This window comes from Shewanella sp. DC2-4 (assembly GCF_013248875.1).
In the GTDB taxonomy this organism is placed as follows: Bacteria; Pseudomonadota; Gammaproteobacteria; order Enterobacterales; family Shewanellaceae; genus Shewanella; species Shewanella oncorhynchi.
The window spans coordinates 1110451-1125597 of record NZ_JABRVR010000002.1 but is presented as its reverse complement, the minus strand read 5'-3'; the positions used below and the strand labels follow the sequence as shown (position 1 = coordinate 1125597).

Genomic DNA, 15147 nt, shown 5'->3' with positions numbered 1-15147 from the left:
TATGCGTCCTCTACTGGCCGACTGCAGATACGATACGTATTTGCTTCTCATCAGGTATTTCTTGATATGAAATGACTCTGAGATTAGGAATAGTATGTTTAACAAAGCGTGACAGCGTCGCGCGTAACATACCTGACGTCAACAATATGGCGGGTTGTCCGACCATTTCTTGCTTCTGAGCCGCATCGGCAAGGGACTGCTGCATGCGTTCTGCAAGACCGGGTTCAATATTAGGACCATCACCACCAGTTGCTTGCATTGACTGATGCAACATCTGTTCCAACTCTGGCGCCAAAGTAATGACGGGGATTTCGAGCTCTGGGCCTGAGATCTCCTGAACTATCATACGTTTCAAAGCGATACGTACAGCGGCAGTCAAGACTTCAGTGTCATTGCTCTTAGTGCCATATTCTAACAAAGTTTGCACTATAGTACGCAAGTCTCTAACTGAAACCCCTTCATTTAATAGGTTCTGCATCACTTTTACGACATGTCCTAGTGGCATGATATCTGGAATAAAGCCATCAACCAGCTTAGGTGAGTGTTTCGCAAGCATATCCATCAGTTGTTGCACTTCTTCGTAGCCTAACAACTTAGCGGCATTATTTGTGAGTAATTGACTAATATGAGTTGCAACAACAGTGGCGGCATCGACGACGGTATAACCTAATGTTTGTGCGTGCTCACGTAACTCAGGAGCGATCCATACAGCTTCTAGGCCAAAAGCGGGATCGCGCGTTTCGATACCATCGAGTTTGCCATAGACTTGACCAGGGTTGATCGCCAATTCGCAATCATGACGAATATCTGCCTCTCCGACGACGACGCCCATTAATGAAATGCGATACGCATTAGGCGATAAATCTAAGTTATCGCGAATATGCACCGCGGGCACTAAGAAGCCTAGTTCCTGAGACAACTTTTTACGCACGCCTTTAATGCGGCTTAGTAACTCGCCACCTTGGCCCTTGTCTACCAGAGGGATCAAACGATATCCAACCTCAAGACCAATAGTATCAACATGATGTACATCGTCCCAACCTAGCTCTTTAGGCTCTTTATCTTGTCTTTCTATTGGACCCGATTTCACTTGTTCTAGCGCTTTAAGACGTTTGTTTTCATTTCGTTTATAAACAAAATAAGCTGCACCAGCAGTCATAAAGGCAAAGCTTAAAAACGCCATGTGCGGCATACCAGGAACAATACCCATTACAAACAGGACTCCGGCGGCGATACCCAATGACTTATGACTGTCAAACATCTGACTCATCATCATTTGGCCCATATCACCTGACTCGTTTTGACGAGTCACCATCAAGGCTGCGGCGATTGACAATAATAGACCAGGGATCTGCGCCACTAAACCATCACCGATAGTCAGTAAGGTATAAATTTCAACCGCTTCAGAGAAACTTAAGCCATGCTGCACAATCCCTATGATGAAACCACCTACGATGTTGATCACTAAGATCATGATACCGGCAATCGCATCCCCTTTAACGAATTTGGACGCACCGTCCATCGCACCATAGAAATCGGCTTCACGGGTCACTTCGGCACGGCGTATTCTCGCTTGGTCTTGATTTAAGGTTCCAGCATTTAAGTCAGCATCGATTGCCATTTGCTTACCCGGCATAGCATCCAAGGTAAAGCGGGCACTGACTTCTGCGATACGACCAGCACCTTTAGTAACTACCGCAAAGTTGATGATAATCAAAATGATAAATACCACTAGACCAACGGCATAGTTACCACCGATCACCACAGAACCGAAGGCTTCAATCACCTTACCCGCGGCATCACCGCCATTATGACCCTCAAGTAAAACCACACGAGTAGAGGCAACGTTGAGCGCAAGACGTAATAATGTCGCCACCAGTAACACAGTTGGGAAGGCAGCAAAATCTAAGGGTCTATCGGTATAAATAGCCACCAGCAATACGATGAGAGCTAACGCAATGTTGAATGAAAAGAGTATGTCTAATAGAAATGGAGGGATAGGTAAAACAATCATGGCCAATGCAGCAAGCACAACCACCGGCGTGCCAATGCCTTTAAAAGTGCTGAGCCTAATTTGTTTTACTTGACCAAGAGTCGCTTTAACATCCATTCGCTATAACCTAAACTTTGACGTGTAATAGCATAAAGCAAAAAACGCGCCAACAAGATTAAAGCCATTAATGAAGGAAAGATATGTACTGTGACTGATTGATATACATAAAATTAGCCATAAAAACAAATGAACTCGACATCATCAGCTTTACCAATGACTACCATCTGAGACTAGTGGTTCAATATTTCAATTCATCTGGTATAGGTTGATTAAGTGGGACAGGAATAGGTTTACGACCGCGTCCTTTTTGATATTGGCGCAGCTGGAATACATAAGCCAAAATCTGTGCGACAGCAGTAAACAAACCTTCAGGGATCTGCTGGTCTAACTTAGTCGTATGGTAAATCGCCCTTGCAAGTGGTGGGGCCGAGACAATCGCAATATTGTGCGCGCGGGCAATCTCACGTATTTTAAAGGCCACATCATCAACACCTTTCGCTATCACAAAGGGAGCCGCAGAGCGCTGCACATCGTATTTAATCGCAACGGCAAAATGCTCAGGGTTAACGACAATCACATCGGCATTTGGCACTTCAGCCATCATACGCCTTTGTGCTAGTTCACGTTGCATCTGCCGTATATGCCCTTTCACCTCAGGTTTACCCTCAGTGTCTTTATATTCATCTTTTACTTCTTGTTTGGTCATCTTAAGTTGCTTGTTGTGATTCCAAATTTGGAACGGCACATCGATGACGACAATAAATAAAATCGAGGAACATAACAGGATAAACATCCAAACCAACAAATCTAATGCATGGTAAACATTACCTGGAAGATGGTCGCTAGACAGCAACATAATGTCATTGAAATAGAAGCTTAATAAAAAATAAGCAGAAAACGCTACTACCGAAAATTTTGCAATACCTTTGGTGAGTTCAACCAGAGCCTGTACGCCAAACATACGTTTAAAACCAGCAAGGGGACTCATTTTACTGGCTTTTGGCATCATAGCTTGGGTCGAAAAATTGATCCCTCCAAGAGAGACGTTACCGATAAACGCAACAACCACAATCAGTAGCATAATTTTAGCCATGGGCCAGGCTATTTCACTCGCAACAACGCCCCACACTTTGAACATTTCATTCGTATCAAAAATTTGCGCCCTATCCATGGTAAATACAATTTCAAACACCCGAGTTAGGCTAATGGCCAAACTTGGGCCTAGCATATAAAACCCACATGCTGCCGAAATTAATACCGCTGCAGTTCCAAGTTCTTTCGAACGTGCAATCTGTCCTTTTGTTCGCGCCTGTTCTAGACGCCTCCCCGTGGGTTCCTCTGTACGTTCATCACTTGACTCTTCAGCCATGGGCTTCTCCTAATCCCATCATATCAAGCCATCAGCGTTACATTGGAGCGCTAACATATCGCAAAGCAGCACTTGAGCCGTCGACCATACTTCATCGAAGTGTGCCATTACCGGTGTTAGGGTTAACCACAGAATAAACAGTCCACCAATCATAGTGATCGGAAAACCAATAGAGAAAATATTCAATTGTGGCGCGGCGCGGGTCATGACCCCGAAGGACAAGTTGACTAATAACAAGGCGATAATCGCAGATATCGACATAGTGAGTGCCGCACCAAACATATACGACCCCCAATCAGCCAGCGATCGATAACTTGTCAGTGTTAAGCCTTGATTAGAAATCGGCAAAGTTTCAAAGCTTGCCACTAGCATACGGATCATCAAAAGATGGCCGTCCACAGCTAAGAAAATCAATGTCGCCAATAAAAGAAAAAAGTTACCAATAACGGGTGTTTGTTGGCCAGAACCGGGATCAACCATAGAGGCAAAGCCTAAACTGGTCTGCATACCAATGATCTGTCCGGTGAGGACAAAGACTTGCATCACCATTTGAGTCACAAATCCCATGGCAACACCGATAATAATTTGCTGCGCCGTGATGAACACTGCGCTTAACGAAAATAAATCCACATTTTGAGTTGGAGGAAGAACGGGTGCTATCGCAAAGGTAATTGCCATCGCCAATAATAAGCGAACTCGTGTTGGTGTCGTTGCCGCCCCAAATACTACCATGACCATCAACATGCTCGCGACGCGAAACAATGGCCAAATATAAGCTGCAATGGTTTGCATTAAGGTATCGAGCAGCAGCTCCATCGCGTTAGCCTATCACTTGAGGAATGCGATTCACCATCTCGATGAAAAAGTCCATCAGGGTTTCAACTAACCAGTGCCCCATAAACATTAGGCCAAAAAGTGTCACTAACAAACGCGGAAGGAAACTTAAGGTCTGCTCGTTAATAGAAGTCGCCGCTTGAAACACAGCAACGATTAACCCAATTCCCAGCCCAGGCAACACAATAGCAGACACCATCATAACGATAACAGCGAGAGCTTCACGAAAAATATCAATTAGCGCCTCAGGACTCATGTGTTTACTCTCCCTTGGCTATCCGAAACTATTCGCTAATGTCCCGAGGACTAAGCTCCAACCATCTACGAGCACAAACAACATGATCTTAAACGGCAGCGACACTATCATGGGGGATAACATCATCATACCCATAGCCATCAAGATACTCGCCACCACTAAATCGAGTACTAAAAAAGGCACAAATAGCATAAAGCCAATCTGAAATGCTGTTTTTAACTCACTGGTAATGAAAGCGGGCACTAACACACTCATAGGTGCTTCTTCTGGAGACTTAATATCCTTATAGCCAGAAATCTCAATAAAGGTCTTTAAATCCGTCGTTCTTACTTGGCCCAACATAAAGCCTCTCAGCGGCTCTTTCCCTTTATCAAACGCTTGCTGCAAGGTTAATTGCTCATCGATATAAGGCTTCACCCCTTCATCATAAATCCGGTCGAATACCGGTGCCATGATAAAAAAAGTCATGAACAAACTCATGCCAATTAAGACTTGATTAGATGGAGTCTGTTGTAATCCAATGGCTTGGCGTAATATCGACAGGACAATGATAATCCGCGTGAAAGAGGTCAACATGATGAGCATCGCAGGTAAAAAACTCAGCGATGTCATCAGCAGTAAAATCTGCATTGTGACCGAATATTCCGTTGAGCCGTCTGGCGCCGTTGTTACTGTTACAGCAGGTAAGACGCCATCTGCGGCCCATGCTGACGGCATCAATAGCAGCATAACTAACCCAACTAACGCGAGGATACGTGTTGTCATTGTTTTAATTTCGCCTGGCGTAATCGACTCGCAAACGAATCAGCTTCTAGATGGATAGGTTCAGCTAACTTATCAATCAAACTCACCTGCTGCGAGCTAACCCCAAGCAAATATTGCTGTTCGCCCACCTGAACTAAGACTAAACGCTCTTTTTGACCGAGGGAAGTCACAGCAATAGTCTTTAGCACGCCATTGGTCGTGGGGACTAAATTAAACCTTCTCAGTAAATAAGCTAACGCGAAAATTAATAATAAAACCAGAATCAAGCCGCCTAACATACTTGCTAAGGTCGCAACTTGAGAAGGTTCTGCCATTTTTGTAGCAGCAGGCGCTATTGAAGCAATATTCGCTGCGCCTTCCCCACCGAGGCTATCGGTGCTCGCTTGAACCGCTACCACTAAACTCTGTATTACCGATGTGCTCATTTAAAGTTCCAACGACTTTTACATCTCGAATTATTTAAGCTTTTTAATTCGCTCAGTTTGACTGATCACATCAGTTAAGCGAATACCGAATTTATCGTTTACCACCACCACTTCACCGTGAGCGATAAGCGTGCCATTGACCATCACATCTAACGGTTCACCTGCGACTCTATCTAACTCAACCACAGAACCTTGGTTAAGTTGTAATAAGTTTCGGATACTAATATAGCTACGGCCCACTTCCATCGAAATGGTGACAGGAATATCTAAAATTGTATCTAACTTAGCCGCTTCAGCCTTAGAAATAGGTCTTGAATCATCAACCAGCTCATCGAGTTCAATTGCGTTGGCTTCTTCTAACGCTTGTTCTGCCATTGCTGCAGCCCAATCATCCGTATCGTCTGTGCTCATCTTACTTCACCTTATAATTCTGATATATCACGAGATTTACCCTTACGCGTCACCAATTGCAGCTCAGATTTAACTGTCTCTGGCCGAGGGATTTTCTCACATATTTTAAGCGCTAGGTTATCTCTAGAACGGCCCATTTTACAACGATATGTCGGTAAATCCTCGATTTTCATCATGATAAACTCGGGTAACTCAATCGGAATAATATCGCCCGCTTTAAAATTCATGACCTCTTTGAGCGTTAATTCATGTTCAACAATATTGGCATCGAACCCGACCTTCACATCCATGATTTCATCGTGCAATGCCTGTGACCAACGCATATCAGTATCTTGCTTGTCACTTTGCACACCCGCATCGAGTAACTCTCGGATAGGTTCAATCATGGAGTAAGGCATAGTGATATGAAAATCACCACCACCTCCATCGACTTCAATATGGAATGAATTAATCACCACAACTTCGGTAGGACTAACAATGTTCGCCATGGCAGGATTGACTTCAGAGTCCAAATAATCAAACTCAACATCCATTACGGGCGCCCAAGCATCTTTATAATCTTCAAATATAATCTTAAGCAGTAACTGTACGATTCGTCTTTCTGTCGGCGTAAATTCTCGCCCTTCAATCTTGGCATGGAAACGCCCATCGCCACCAAAGAAGTTATCCACTAGGATAAATACCAGTCGCGCTTCCATGGTGATCAATGCTGTGCCTTTGAGTGGGCTAAAACGCACCATATTCAAGCTAGTTGGAACAAAAAGCGTATGTACGTACTCACCAAACTTGAGCATCTGTACACCGTTGATCGACACTTCGGCCGCTCGGCGCATCATATTAAACATGCTGATGCGCAAATGGCGCGCAAAACGCTCATTCACGATTTCCAGCGTCGGCATACGCCCACGAACTATTCGATCTTGGGAAGAGAAATCGTAGGAACGGGCATCTTCTCCAACAGCGTCAATTTCGTCATCATCGACGTCATCAACCCCGTGCAATAGCGCATCAATTTCGTCTTGGCTTAATAAATCACTCACTATATTGCCTTCGCCTCTTTTGGTGCTGAAGTTAAAGGGTTATTGCATTACAAAACCGGTAAATAGTACTTTCTCGACAACTTTACGCCCAGTTACTGACTGTAGAGTATTTTGCACACTCAGAAGTGCTAACTGCCGTAACTCATCTTTCCCCGCTTGCGTGCTGAGCTTTTGCACATCTGCACCACTAAAGGTCGTTAAAAGCGCATCTTCAATCAGCGGAATATGTTTTTGTGTTAGCACATCATCATCGGTACCACGCACCATAAGCTGCACTTTAATCTCAACTAAACGAGCCCTATCAGGCCCAGGTAAGTTGAATAAGAAAGGACGCGGCATAGGTACGTATGATGCGGTAGCCACTTCTCCTGATGCTGGGACTTCAGCCTGAACAGCACTATCTGCTGCTACGGCGGGAACCTCTTCGGTACTGCTTCCCATAAAGAACCAGACACCGCCACCGATTAACAGCGCGACTAAAACGCCTACACCAGCAAAAATAAATAGTTTCTTCTTACTCTTAGGCTCTTCAGTACTTTCAAGTTCTAACGATTCTTCCTTAGCCATCACTATTCTCTTTAATTTAGGCGGAAACTCATTACAGTTTTATTTGAAACGTAATTATGTCAGTCATTGCTATAGGTTACCTGCTTAAGCGTAATAATCTATACCTGAAGTTACACTAATCGCTTGATTTAAACCTAAATGTAACTCTTCTGCCGAGATTTCATTCATATCAGCCGCATTTGAACTGCTGCCATCACCGAAACTACCTTCCCGACGCTCACCTTGATCGCCTTGAGAAACATGGCTGTCAGCCAACTGCATCCCTTGCTCTTGCAATAACTCACGTAATCTTGGCATAGCTTGTTCAACCAGATCACGCGTTTGCGGCTGAGTAACATGGAACTGTACTTGGGTTTGGTCGCCATGCACTTGGATCTTTACCAACATATGCCCAAGCTCAGGGGGATCGAGCCGGATTTCCGCATGTTGGATGCCTTGACTCACCATAGTAATCAATTGCTGCTTCATCACAGGTGAAAATCGTTGGATCATCTCCTGCATTTGGTTTTGCTGTTCTACTCCTTGACGCAATGACAGCTGAACTTGCATGGTTTCTTGGCGATTTAATTGTGACATCGAGAGTGTCTGTATGGATGATGTCGACTTAAGTTCTGAGAAAGTATTACTATCATCCATAAAACTTTCGTCTCTGGGAATATCCATTGCAACCGTCAATTTAGCATCTTTCAGTAATAGGTTAGCAGCCAAATCGGAATTGGGACTCCCATCAAGATCACTTTCTGTTACAGATGTTGTATCTAATGGTTCAGATGAAATTGAAGAGCCTAAGGTATTCAGGTCGAAAGTATTTCCCGAGGTAGCGATATTACCCGTATTGGGACTATTCACTGTCGAGCTGCTAGTCGTTGCTTTTGCCGCAGTGTTGGTTGCCGACTTTATCGTTGCACTGTTCGCTAAGCCCGCTTGATTAATCACAGCATTAAGTGTGACATCATTCTCAACTAAAGACTCATCTATGCTCACCCCGACTTCAGTGGCAGAGACAAGCTCAGTGTCTTCTAAAGGTAATTCTGAAGCGTCATCGGTCAAATTTGGATCAATCACAGCATCACTATCCGCTGACGCTTCAAGTATATTTGGGTCTATGGGAAGAATATGTACGAGTGACTTATCAGTCAAAGAAGATGGTTTCACGTCATCTGCGATTGAAATTGCTGCCATATCTGGGCTAGTAGAAACTAACTTTTGTAATTCAGCAGAAAAACCCGCTTCATCGGCATCTATATCTGATGCCAGTTCAATCTCAGCAGAAACAGTAGATGCCAATGCTGAGCCGGTTAATAAAGCTGATGAAGTATCAATATTTTCTTCACCAGTTATATCTTCTTCAGCATTTAAAAATGCTAGCGGCAAACTATCTCCATCTGATGCCGTTTTCTTCATATCATTTGCCATGCTAATTTGGGCAAAAATGAGATTCACGTCGGCGTCATCAGTTGATATATCGTCATCTTTTACTTTATCAGCAGAGGTAACCTGCACAGCATCATCAGTGTTAGCAATGGTTTTTTTAGACGCAGAAATAGAAAATGAGCTAGCGGTGACTGACGCAAGTGTAGATGAAAAGTCTTCATTATTAGACTCTTGGGAAGATGTCTTAGCGGAATTGGCCGCAGAGTTGCCTGTTTTACTTAACAGGATATTGGTCATTTGTTGCATAAGTGCTCCCAAACATCACCCAGCAAAAAAAGAAATGGCTAGGTAGAAACGTCAATTAAACACTGCGGTTGCAGGGTCATGGACTAAATCAAAGCAAATAAGATGCCAAAACATCAGATTTTACGACAGCATATCGAAAAGAATTAACACTGAGAGGTGCCGAATTGATGCTTATGCCATCAATACAAAAAAACTAAAGAGCCTATCCGGCTAGCGAGCAGTAAAGATGCCTATCATTTCACTAACGTTGATGACGGCGATAAAATTGCTGGGAAGCAAATTCATCGGTCATTTTTTGCTCCCTTTTTTGTTCAACCACTTGACGCTTCTTCTCTTTACTGGCTAAGAGTAATTCTACTGCCTTACGTTTTTTTTGCTTTTCCAACCAATGTTGTTGTCGATATTCTTTTTGCTTTTCACCGTCGGCTACGACGTGATTTTGCTGGATAATAGCGTCATCGATCTGACGAATAAAACGGTGAAACTGGTGATAGTGACTAGCACTGATGGCTTGACCTTGCTGGGATTGCATTTGCTTCATGTATTCTAAGCGATAGTTATTCAGAGCACTGAGTTGATTCAACCGTTTTTGACACTCTAACTGCGCAGATTTTAACAATAACGCCGCTTGTTCTTCGGCATCATTGGCAAGCTTTAACACTAACAACAAGGGATCGGCGTTAGCCATACTAGACCTCGATTAATTCGATGACGCCATTATTTGCACTGTGCAGCAAGTTGCCCAAGCATGACTTGGCTATCGGCAAAGCTAAATGCATCACGCATGGTTTGGCGCAAAAAAGCATTCATTGCTGGCTGCAGTCGTATCGCATTATCAATGCGAGGATCGCTTCCTTGGGCATAGGCCCCAATAGAAATCAAATCTCGATTTTGCTGATACAAGGAATAGGTTTGTTTCACGCGGCGCATGGCTTCCAAATGTTCATTGGAGATCACCATAGGCGCGACTCGGCTAATAGAAGCTTCAATATCAATCGCAGGATAGTGCCCCGAATCCGCAAGCGAACGTGACAAGACTATGTGGCCATCGAGGATCGCCCGCGAAGCATCGGCAATCGGATCCTGTTGATCATCCCCTTCCGTCAGCACAGTATAAAATGCCGTAATTGAACCTTGTCCAGGGCCACCGTTTCCGGCGCGCTCAACTAAACGTGGCAATTTTGCAAACACAGAAGGCGGATAACCTTTAGTCGCAGGCGGTTCACCCACAGCCAAAGCAATTTCCCGCTGCGCTTGGGCGTAGCGCGTTAAACTGTCCATAAGCAATAAAACGTTATAGCCTAAATCGCGGAAATATTCGGCAATACGAGTCGAGGTTTCACAGGCGCGAAGACGCATCAGAGGCGATGTATCCGCAGGCGCAGCAACAACGACTGAACGCGCTCGACCTTTCTCACCAAGAATTTCCTCAATAAACTCTTTCACTTCCCGGCCACGCTCACCCACTAGCCCAACCACAATAATGTCGGCGGTAGTACCGCGAGTCATCATACCTAAGAGCACACTCTTACCTACACCTGAGCCCGCAAACAAGCCCATACGTTGGCCTTTGCCCACAGTCAGCATAGCGTTGATAGCGCGAACACCAACGTCCAGCGGTTCAGTAATGGCACGGCGAGATAGAGGATTAATGGCAGCGCTATGTCTTGGCGCTTGTTGGTCGGTCTGCAAAGCGCCTAAACCATCTAAAGGCACACCGTTACCATCGAGTACGCGTCCTAGCAGGGATAAACCAACATTGAGTCCAGTTTGTTCCCCTAAAGGCACAACCCGCGCACCGGGTAATACCCCACGTAATTCTTCGATAGGCATTAAATAAAGGAGTTCGCCATCAAAGCCTACAACTTCGGCGATTAACTCGCCCGCCATGGTTTCAATCGAACATAAGCTGCCCACAGGCGCACGGCAACCGCTTGCTTCTAACGTTAAGCCAACAACACGCACCAGTTGACCACTGGCCACTGCGCGAAATGGTGGCACCTTACCCTGATGATGATTAAGTCTATTCAGCAGTTGATGTTGGCGATTTTGCATCTGATTTTGCCTCTAATTGCTCACCTGTGTTTGAGGCAAATTGTATATCCTCAGCATGTTGAGAAACCGTATCGACAACCTGAGCATCAAGCTCTGATCCCACGGCCTCAGAAGCCGCAACGTGTTTAGCGGTATCTTCAACCTCTATCGCCTCTTGCAGTTGACGCTGCTTATCACTTAAGTGAGTATGTTGGTTCCGTAAGGACTCAAACACAGCATCGATGCGCGATGCGAGGGTCAAATCGACTAAAGAACGATGACTACTGAGAATACAGTCACCAGGGCTTAAGGAAGGGTCAACTTCAAGTTCCCACTTACTGCGGGTCAGTTGGGCGGTGGAATAAAGTTGTTCGACTAAAATAACATCGTCAGGATGCAAGCGGATTGTGATCGTTTGTTCTTTTATCGGCAGCGATTCAATACCTAAACGCAATGCCGAAAGCACTTGTTCTGGATGAGTTTTTAATTCGTGGCCAATGACAGATTTCGCTAATGTCATACTCAGGTTCATTAGAGAGAGTTCAATATCGCCATCGAGCAATTGCAATGGTTTTTCAAATTGGGCTAATAAGGTTTCAAAACGCGAGAGCAATATTTTTGCTTGGGCTAAACCGGTTTCTAATCCTTGCTCATGCCCTTGGGCGAGCCCTTCAGTATGGCCCTGCTCTAACCCTTCTAAACGCCCTTTTTCTAGCCCTTGCTCATACCCTTGCTGCTTACCTTCGCTAAAGCCTTCTTCTTCGGCTTGGGCACGAATGTCTTCAATCTCAGCCATAGTCGGTGGAGAAACACTTTCCACTGTAGTCGACTTAGCGGCTTGATGATTCGAATGGCCGAACAGATTTGAGATAGAATCATCATCGGCTTCAGTCACATCTGGCAGCGCCCAGTGACTAAATTCGACATCTCCTTCGCTCAAGACCTTATTCAACAATTTATTGTCGCTCGGATTAGAGGAACTCATCGCCACCACCGCCGCCTAACATGATTTCGCCGCTGTCACTTAAGCGACGAGCAATAGACAGGATTTCTTTTTGTGCGACTTCCACTTCACTGATACGGATTGGGCCCATAGCTTCAAGATCATCACGCAATAATTCAGCGGCACGTTTTGACATGTTACCCAATATTTTTTCTTTCAGCTGATCATCTGTGCCTTTGAGCGCCTTCATCAGTACATCTTGCTGCACTTCACGCAACAGGGCTTGAATACCGCGGTCATCGACATCGATTAAGTTTTCAAATACAAACATCAAATCTTGGATTTGCTGCGCCATTTCTTCATCAGACTCGCGCATGGTTTCCATCAACTGGCTTTCGATACCCGTGTCTAAGTAGTTCATTATGTTGGCAGCCGCTTTTAAGCCACCCATTTTTGCGGCCTGTGCGCCACCTTGACCGGCGAACTGTTTCTCCATGATGTCATTCAGCTCTTGCAGTGCAGCGGGCTGCACTTCTTCAAGATTTGCAATACGCATCATCAAGTCTAAGCGGGTATTCTCAGGGAATTGACCAAAAATTTCCGCCGCTTGATCGGGTTCTAGATAAGACAACACAATCGTTTGGATCTGGGGATGTTCGTTTTGAATAATGGTCGCCACTTGGCGTGCATCCATCCACTTCAACGAGTCCAAACCTTTAGCGCCACTGCCCATGATAATCTGTTCAATCAGATTACCCGCTTTATCTTCACCCAGCGCGGCGGTTAAGGCTTTACGGACGAACTCTTCACTGTTGAAACCAATTGAAGAATACTTTTGAATATCATCAAGAAACAGCTTATGTACCCCGATAACTTTTTCCTGACCAAACTCATCCATTGCCGCCATGGCCATACCCACTTTTTGCACTTGCTTCGGCTCTAAGTGTTTTAAAATGGATGCAGCATCAGCCTCACTCAAACTGAGGAGTAAAATAGCGGTCTTTTCAACGCCACTAATATCTTTGATATTAAAGGCAGGTGCGGCCGCAGGAGCCACTTCTTTCGTTTTATTCTCAGCCATTGTCTTGTAACCAGTTTTTCACGACTTGAGTAGAGAGCTCAGGCTCATTCGCCACGAGCGCACGGATAGCTTTAATCATATCATCATCTTTGTGAAGATTAGGGATATGAATTGAGCCATCGTCAGCATAACTGTATTCCGCCTCTTGAGTATTGAGCATCCCTAGCGTATCAGCCGCATATTGGTCCTCAATTTCTGCTAATTCATTACCTAATCTGCCATCCTCAGGCATATTCACACTGTCAGGATAGATTAAGCGTTTCAGCATAGGACGTACCACAGCTAAAATCAGCACCAAAATCACTAGCGCACCAATCCCAAGCTTAATCGCACGCCAAAACCAAGGTTGCTCCCAAAGCTCAGGTGCGGGTAAATCTTCAACCAATTGATCCATAAAGGGAACAGTTACCACTTCCAGCACATCACCCCGTTGTGAGCTAAAACCAACCGCGCCTTCAAGCAAACGACGGATATTGGTCAGTTCTTGTTCGGTGCGGGCAACACGGGCTACTTGACCATTTTCTCCAGCGGCACCAGGTTTAAAGTCCACCGCGACTGACACACTAATGCGGCGCACTGCGCCAACTTGCTGGCGGGTATGGCTAATAGTGGTATCTAACTCAAAATTACGGGTCGCTTCGCGGTGCGAATTACCTGCTGCAGCCGTTGCTGACTCTGCCGCTTTTGTTGCATCTTCTGGAATATTAGACTCCATTGGCGGTTGATTGGATAACGCGCCAGGGATCCCACCAGAAGAGCCGCCAGTAGTGTTATTTTCAACGGTCATTTCACTGCGCAGTGCCGGTAAATCAGGGTTAAAACGCTTTGATGTTTGCTCAACAGCAGTAAAATCCATACTGACGTCGACTTGAGAGGTAAAATTATCAGGACCTAAAATTGGCACCAGAATCGATTCAATCTTAGTGCGATATTCAGCTTCTTTTTGCTGTACTAATTCAAGTTCACGGCGAGCCGTCGCAGACGCGCCATCTTGACTGCCAGAGTTCAATAAACGGCCGTTAGAGTCAGTTACCGTCACCCTTGATGGTTCTAAACCTTGTACTGCAGAAGCAACAATATCGACGATAGCATCGACTTCACCTTGGCCTAAGCCACCGCGACGGGTATTGATCACCACAGTTGCACTCGGTTTAGAGGCATTGCGGGCGAAGACGTTTTCTTTAGGTAACGCAAGAATGACTTTGGCACGACTGACACTTTGTAGTTGCTCAATCGCACGGGCGAGGTTTTCTTCTTGGCTATGCTTAAGACGAGCCTGTTCCATGCGTTGGCTGACACCAAAGCCACTGTCTTTATTCAAAAAATCTTGGTTGGCTGCAGGACTGTCGATACCAGCACGGCTCAACATCATTTTGACTTCTTGATATTTATCTTCAGGAACTTTAATAACGTCCACGTCGATTTGGTACTTAACTTTATTTTTATCAAGTACATCTAGCACTTGAACCATTTCCTGAGTTTCCATTTTACCCAATGGACGATACTCTGGCTCCTGCGCCCACAGCATGACAAATACCGCCAAGGCTAAACAAATCGCTAAGGCTAAAATCATAGTTACTTGGCGCATCATATCGACACCGCCAAGATTTCCCATCATTCCTGACTTATGTTCTTGCTGGACACCTTGGTCAGCTAAACCGGAATTGGATCCGACAATCATTTCTGTAC

Annotated in this window: 15 protein-coding genes; all 15 read right to left on the bottom strand. The window is 45.0% G+C overall.

Translation table 11 applies throughout. The annotated features are described in order from the left end of the window. Positions 1-10 precede the first annotated feature (10 nt). The gene (flhA, locus tag HQQ92_RS05720; RefSeq protein WP_028761177.1) at positions 11-2110 is read right to left on the bottom strand and encodes a flagellar biosynthesis protein FlhA; all 2100 of its coding nucleotides are present in this window, start codon (positions 2108-2110) and stop codon (positions 11-13) included. 181 nt (positions 2111-2291) lie between these two features. Next, positions 2292-3422 (bottom strand): flagellar biosynthesis protein FlhB, encoded by a 1131-nt coding sequence (gene flhB, locus HQQ92_RS05715; RefSeq protein WP_028761178.1) that lies wholly within the window; start codon positions 3420-3422, stop codon positions 2292-2294. An 18-nt stretch (positions 3423-3440) separates the two neighbouring features. Beyond that, positions 3441-4238 carry a flagellar biosynthetic protein FliR gene (gene fliR / locus HQQ92_RS05710; RefSeq protein ID WP_028761179.1) on the bottom strand — a complete coding sequence of 266 codons (798 nt, stop codon included), beginning with the start codon at positions 4236-4238 and terminating at the stop codon, positions 3441-3443. Between the two features lie 4 nt (positions 4239-4242). Then, a complete protein-coding gene (fliQ, locus tag HQQ92_RS05705) occupies positions 4243-4512 on the bottom strand; it encodes a flagellar biosynthesis protein FliQ (RefSeq protein WP_012587225.1) in 270 nt (89 codons plus the stop codon). Between the two features lie 18 nt (positions 4513-4530). Then, the gene (gene fliP, locus HQQ92_RS05700) at positions 4531-5277 is read right to left on the bottom strand and encodes a flagellar type III secretion system pore protein FliP (RefSeq protein ID WP_028761180.1); all 747 of its coding nucleotides are present in this window, start codon (positions 5275-5277) and stop codon (positions 4531-4533) included. Then, positions 5274-5702 (bottom strand): flagellar biosynthetic protein FliO, encoded by a 429-nt coding sequence (gene fliO, locus HQQ92_RS05695; protein ID WP_028761181.1) that lies wholly within the window; start codon positions 5700-5702, stop codon positions 5274-5276. Before fliO ends, fliP begins: the two co-directional genes overlap by 4 nt. Before the next feature lie 30 nt (positions 5703-5732). After that, positions 5733-6113, bottom strand: a complete 381-nt coding sequence (gene fliN / locus HQQ92_RS05690) for a flagellar motor switch protein FliN (RefSeq protein WP_028761182.1) — start codon at positions 6111-6113, stop codon at positions 5733-5735. A gap of 11 nt (positions 6114-6124) precedes the next feature. Continuing rightward, positions 6125-7153, bottom strand: a complete 1029-nt coding sequence (fliM, locus tag HQQ92_RS05685) for a flagellar motor switch protein FliM (RefSeq protein WP_105251943.1) — start codon at positions 7151-7153, stop codon at positions 6125-6127. A gap of 39 nt (positions 7154-7192) precedes the next feature. Then, on the bottom strand, positions 7193-7720 hold the full coding sequence (gene fliL / locus HQQ92_RS05680; RefSeq protein WP_028761184.1) for a flagellar basal body-associated protein FliL: 528 nt from the start codon (positions 7718-7720) through the stop codon (positions 7193-7195). A gap of 84 nt (positions 7721-7804) precedes the next feature. After that, on the bottom strand, positions 7805-9400 hold the full coding sequence (locus HQQ92_RS05675; RefSeq protein WP_173243804.1) for a flagellar hook-length control protein FliK: 1596 nt from the start codon (positions 9398-9400) through the stop codon (positions 7805-7807). 241 nt (positions 9401-9641) lie between these two features. Then, positions 9642-10088 carry a flagellar export protein FliJ gene (gene fliJ / locus HQQ92_RS05670; RefSeq protein WP_173243801.1) on the bottom strand — a complete coding sequence of 149 codons (447 nt, stop codon included), beginning with the start codon at positions 10086-10088 and terminating at the stop codon, positions 9642-9644. Positions 10089-10117: 29 nt separating this feature from the next. Further along, the gene (gene fliI / locus HQQ92_RS05665) at positions 10118-11455 is read right to left on the bottom strand and encodes a flagellar protein export ATPase FliI (RefSeq protein WP_028761187.1); all 1338 of its coding nucleotides are present in this window, start codon (positions 11453-11455) and stop codon (positions 10118-10120) included. Next, the gene (fliH, locus tag HQQ92_RS05660; protein ID WP_173243798.1) at positions 11424-12419 is read right to left on the bottom strand and encodes a flagellar assembly protein FliH; all 996 of its coding nucleotides are present in this window, start codon (positions 12417-12419) and stop codon (positions 11424-11426) included. Before fliH ends, fliI begins: the two co-directional genes overlap by 32 nt. After that, the gene (fliG, locus tag HQQ92_RS05655; protein ID WP_028761189.1) at positions 12406-13458 is read right to left on the bottom strand and encodes a flagellar motor switch protein FliG; all 1053 of its coding nucleotides are present in this window, start codon (positions 13456-13458) and stop codon (positions 12406-12408) included. Before fliG ends, fliH begins: the two co-directional genes overlap by 14 nt. Continuing rightward, positions 13451-15139 (bottom strand): flagellar basal-body MS-ring/collar protein FliF, encoded by a 1689-nt coding sequence (gene fliF, locus HQQ92_RS05650; protein ID WP_028761190.1) that lies wholly within the window; start codon positions 15137-15139, stop codon positions 13451-13453. Before fliF ends, fliG begins: the two co-directional genes overlap by 8 nt. Positions 15140-15147: the final 8 nt, after the last annotated feature.

Excerpts from the sequence above, each read along its gene's own strand:
- flhA (WP_028761177.1), bottom strand. The coding sequence starts at position 2,110 with ATGGATGTTAAAGCGACTCTTGGTCAAGTAAAACAAATTAGGCTCAGC.
- flhB (WP_028761178.1), bottom strand. The coding sequence starts at position 3,422 with ATGGCTGAAGAGTCAAGTGATGAACGTACAGAGGAACCCACGGGGAGG.
- fliR (WP_028761179.1), bottom strand. The coding sequence starts at position 4,238 with ATGGAGCTGCTGCTCGATACCTTAATGCAAACCATTGCAGCTTATATT.
- fliQ (WP_012587225.1), bottom strand. The coding sequence starts at position 4,512 with ATGAGTCCTGAGGCGCTAATTGATATTTTTCGTGAAGCTCTCGCTGTT.
- fliP (WP_028761180.1), bottom strand. The coding sequence starts at position 5,277 with ATGACAACACGTATCCTCGCGTTAGTTGGGTTAGTTATGCTGCTATTG.
- fliO (WP_028761181.1), bottom strand. The coding sequence starts at position 5,702 with ATGAGCACATCGGTAATACAGAGTTTAGTGGTAGCGGTTCAAGCGAGC.
- fliN (WP_028761182.1), bottom strand. The coding sequence starts at position 6,113 with ATGAGCACAGACGATACGGATGATTGGGCTGCAGCAATGGCAGAACAA.
- fliL (WP_028761184.1), bottom strand. The coding sequence starts at position 7,720 with ATGGCTAAGGAAGAATCGTTAGAACTTGAAAGTACTGAAGAGCCTAAG.
- HQQ92_RS05675 (WP_173243804.1), bottom strand. The coding sequence starts at position 9,400 with ATGCAACAAATGACCAATATCCTGTTAAGTAAAACAGGCAACTCTGCG.
- fliJ (WP_173243801.1), bottom strand. The coding sequence starts at position 10,088 with ATGGCTAACGCCGATCCCTTGTTGTTAGTGTTAAAGCTTGCCAATGAT.
- fliI (WP_028761187.1), bottom strand. The coding sequence starts at position 11,455 with ATGCAAAATCGCCAACATCAACTGCTGAATAGACTTAATCATCATCAG.
- fliH (WP_173243798.1), bottom strand. The coding sequence starts at position 12,419 with ATGAGTTCCTCTAATCCGAGCGACAATAAATTGTTGAATAAGGTCTTG.
- fliG (WP_028761189.1), bottom strand. The coding sequence starts at position 13,458 with ATGGCTGAGAATAAAACGAAAGAAGTGGCTCCTGCGGCCGCACCTGCC.
- fliF (WP_028761190.1), bottom strand. The coding sequence starts at position 15,139 with ATGATTGTCGGATCCAATTCCGGTTTAGCTGACCAAGGTGTCCAGCAA.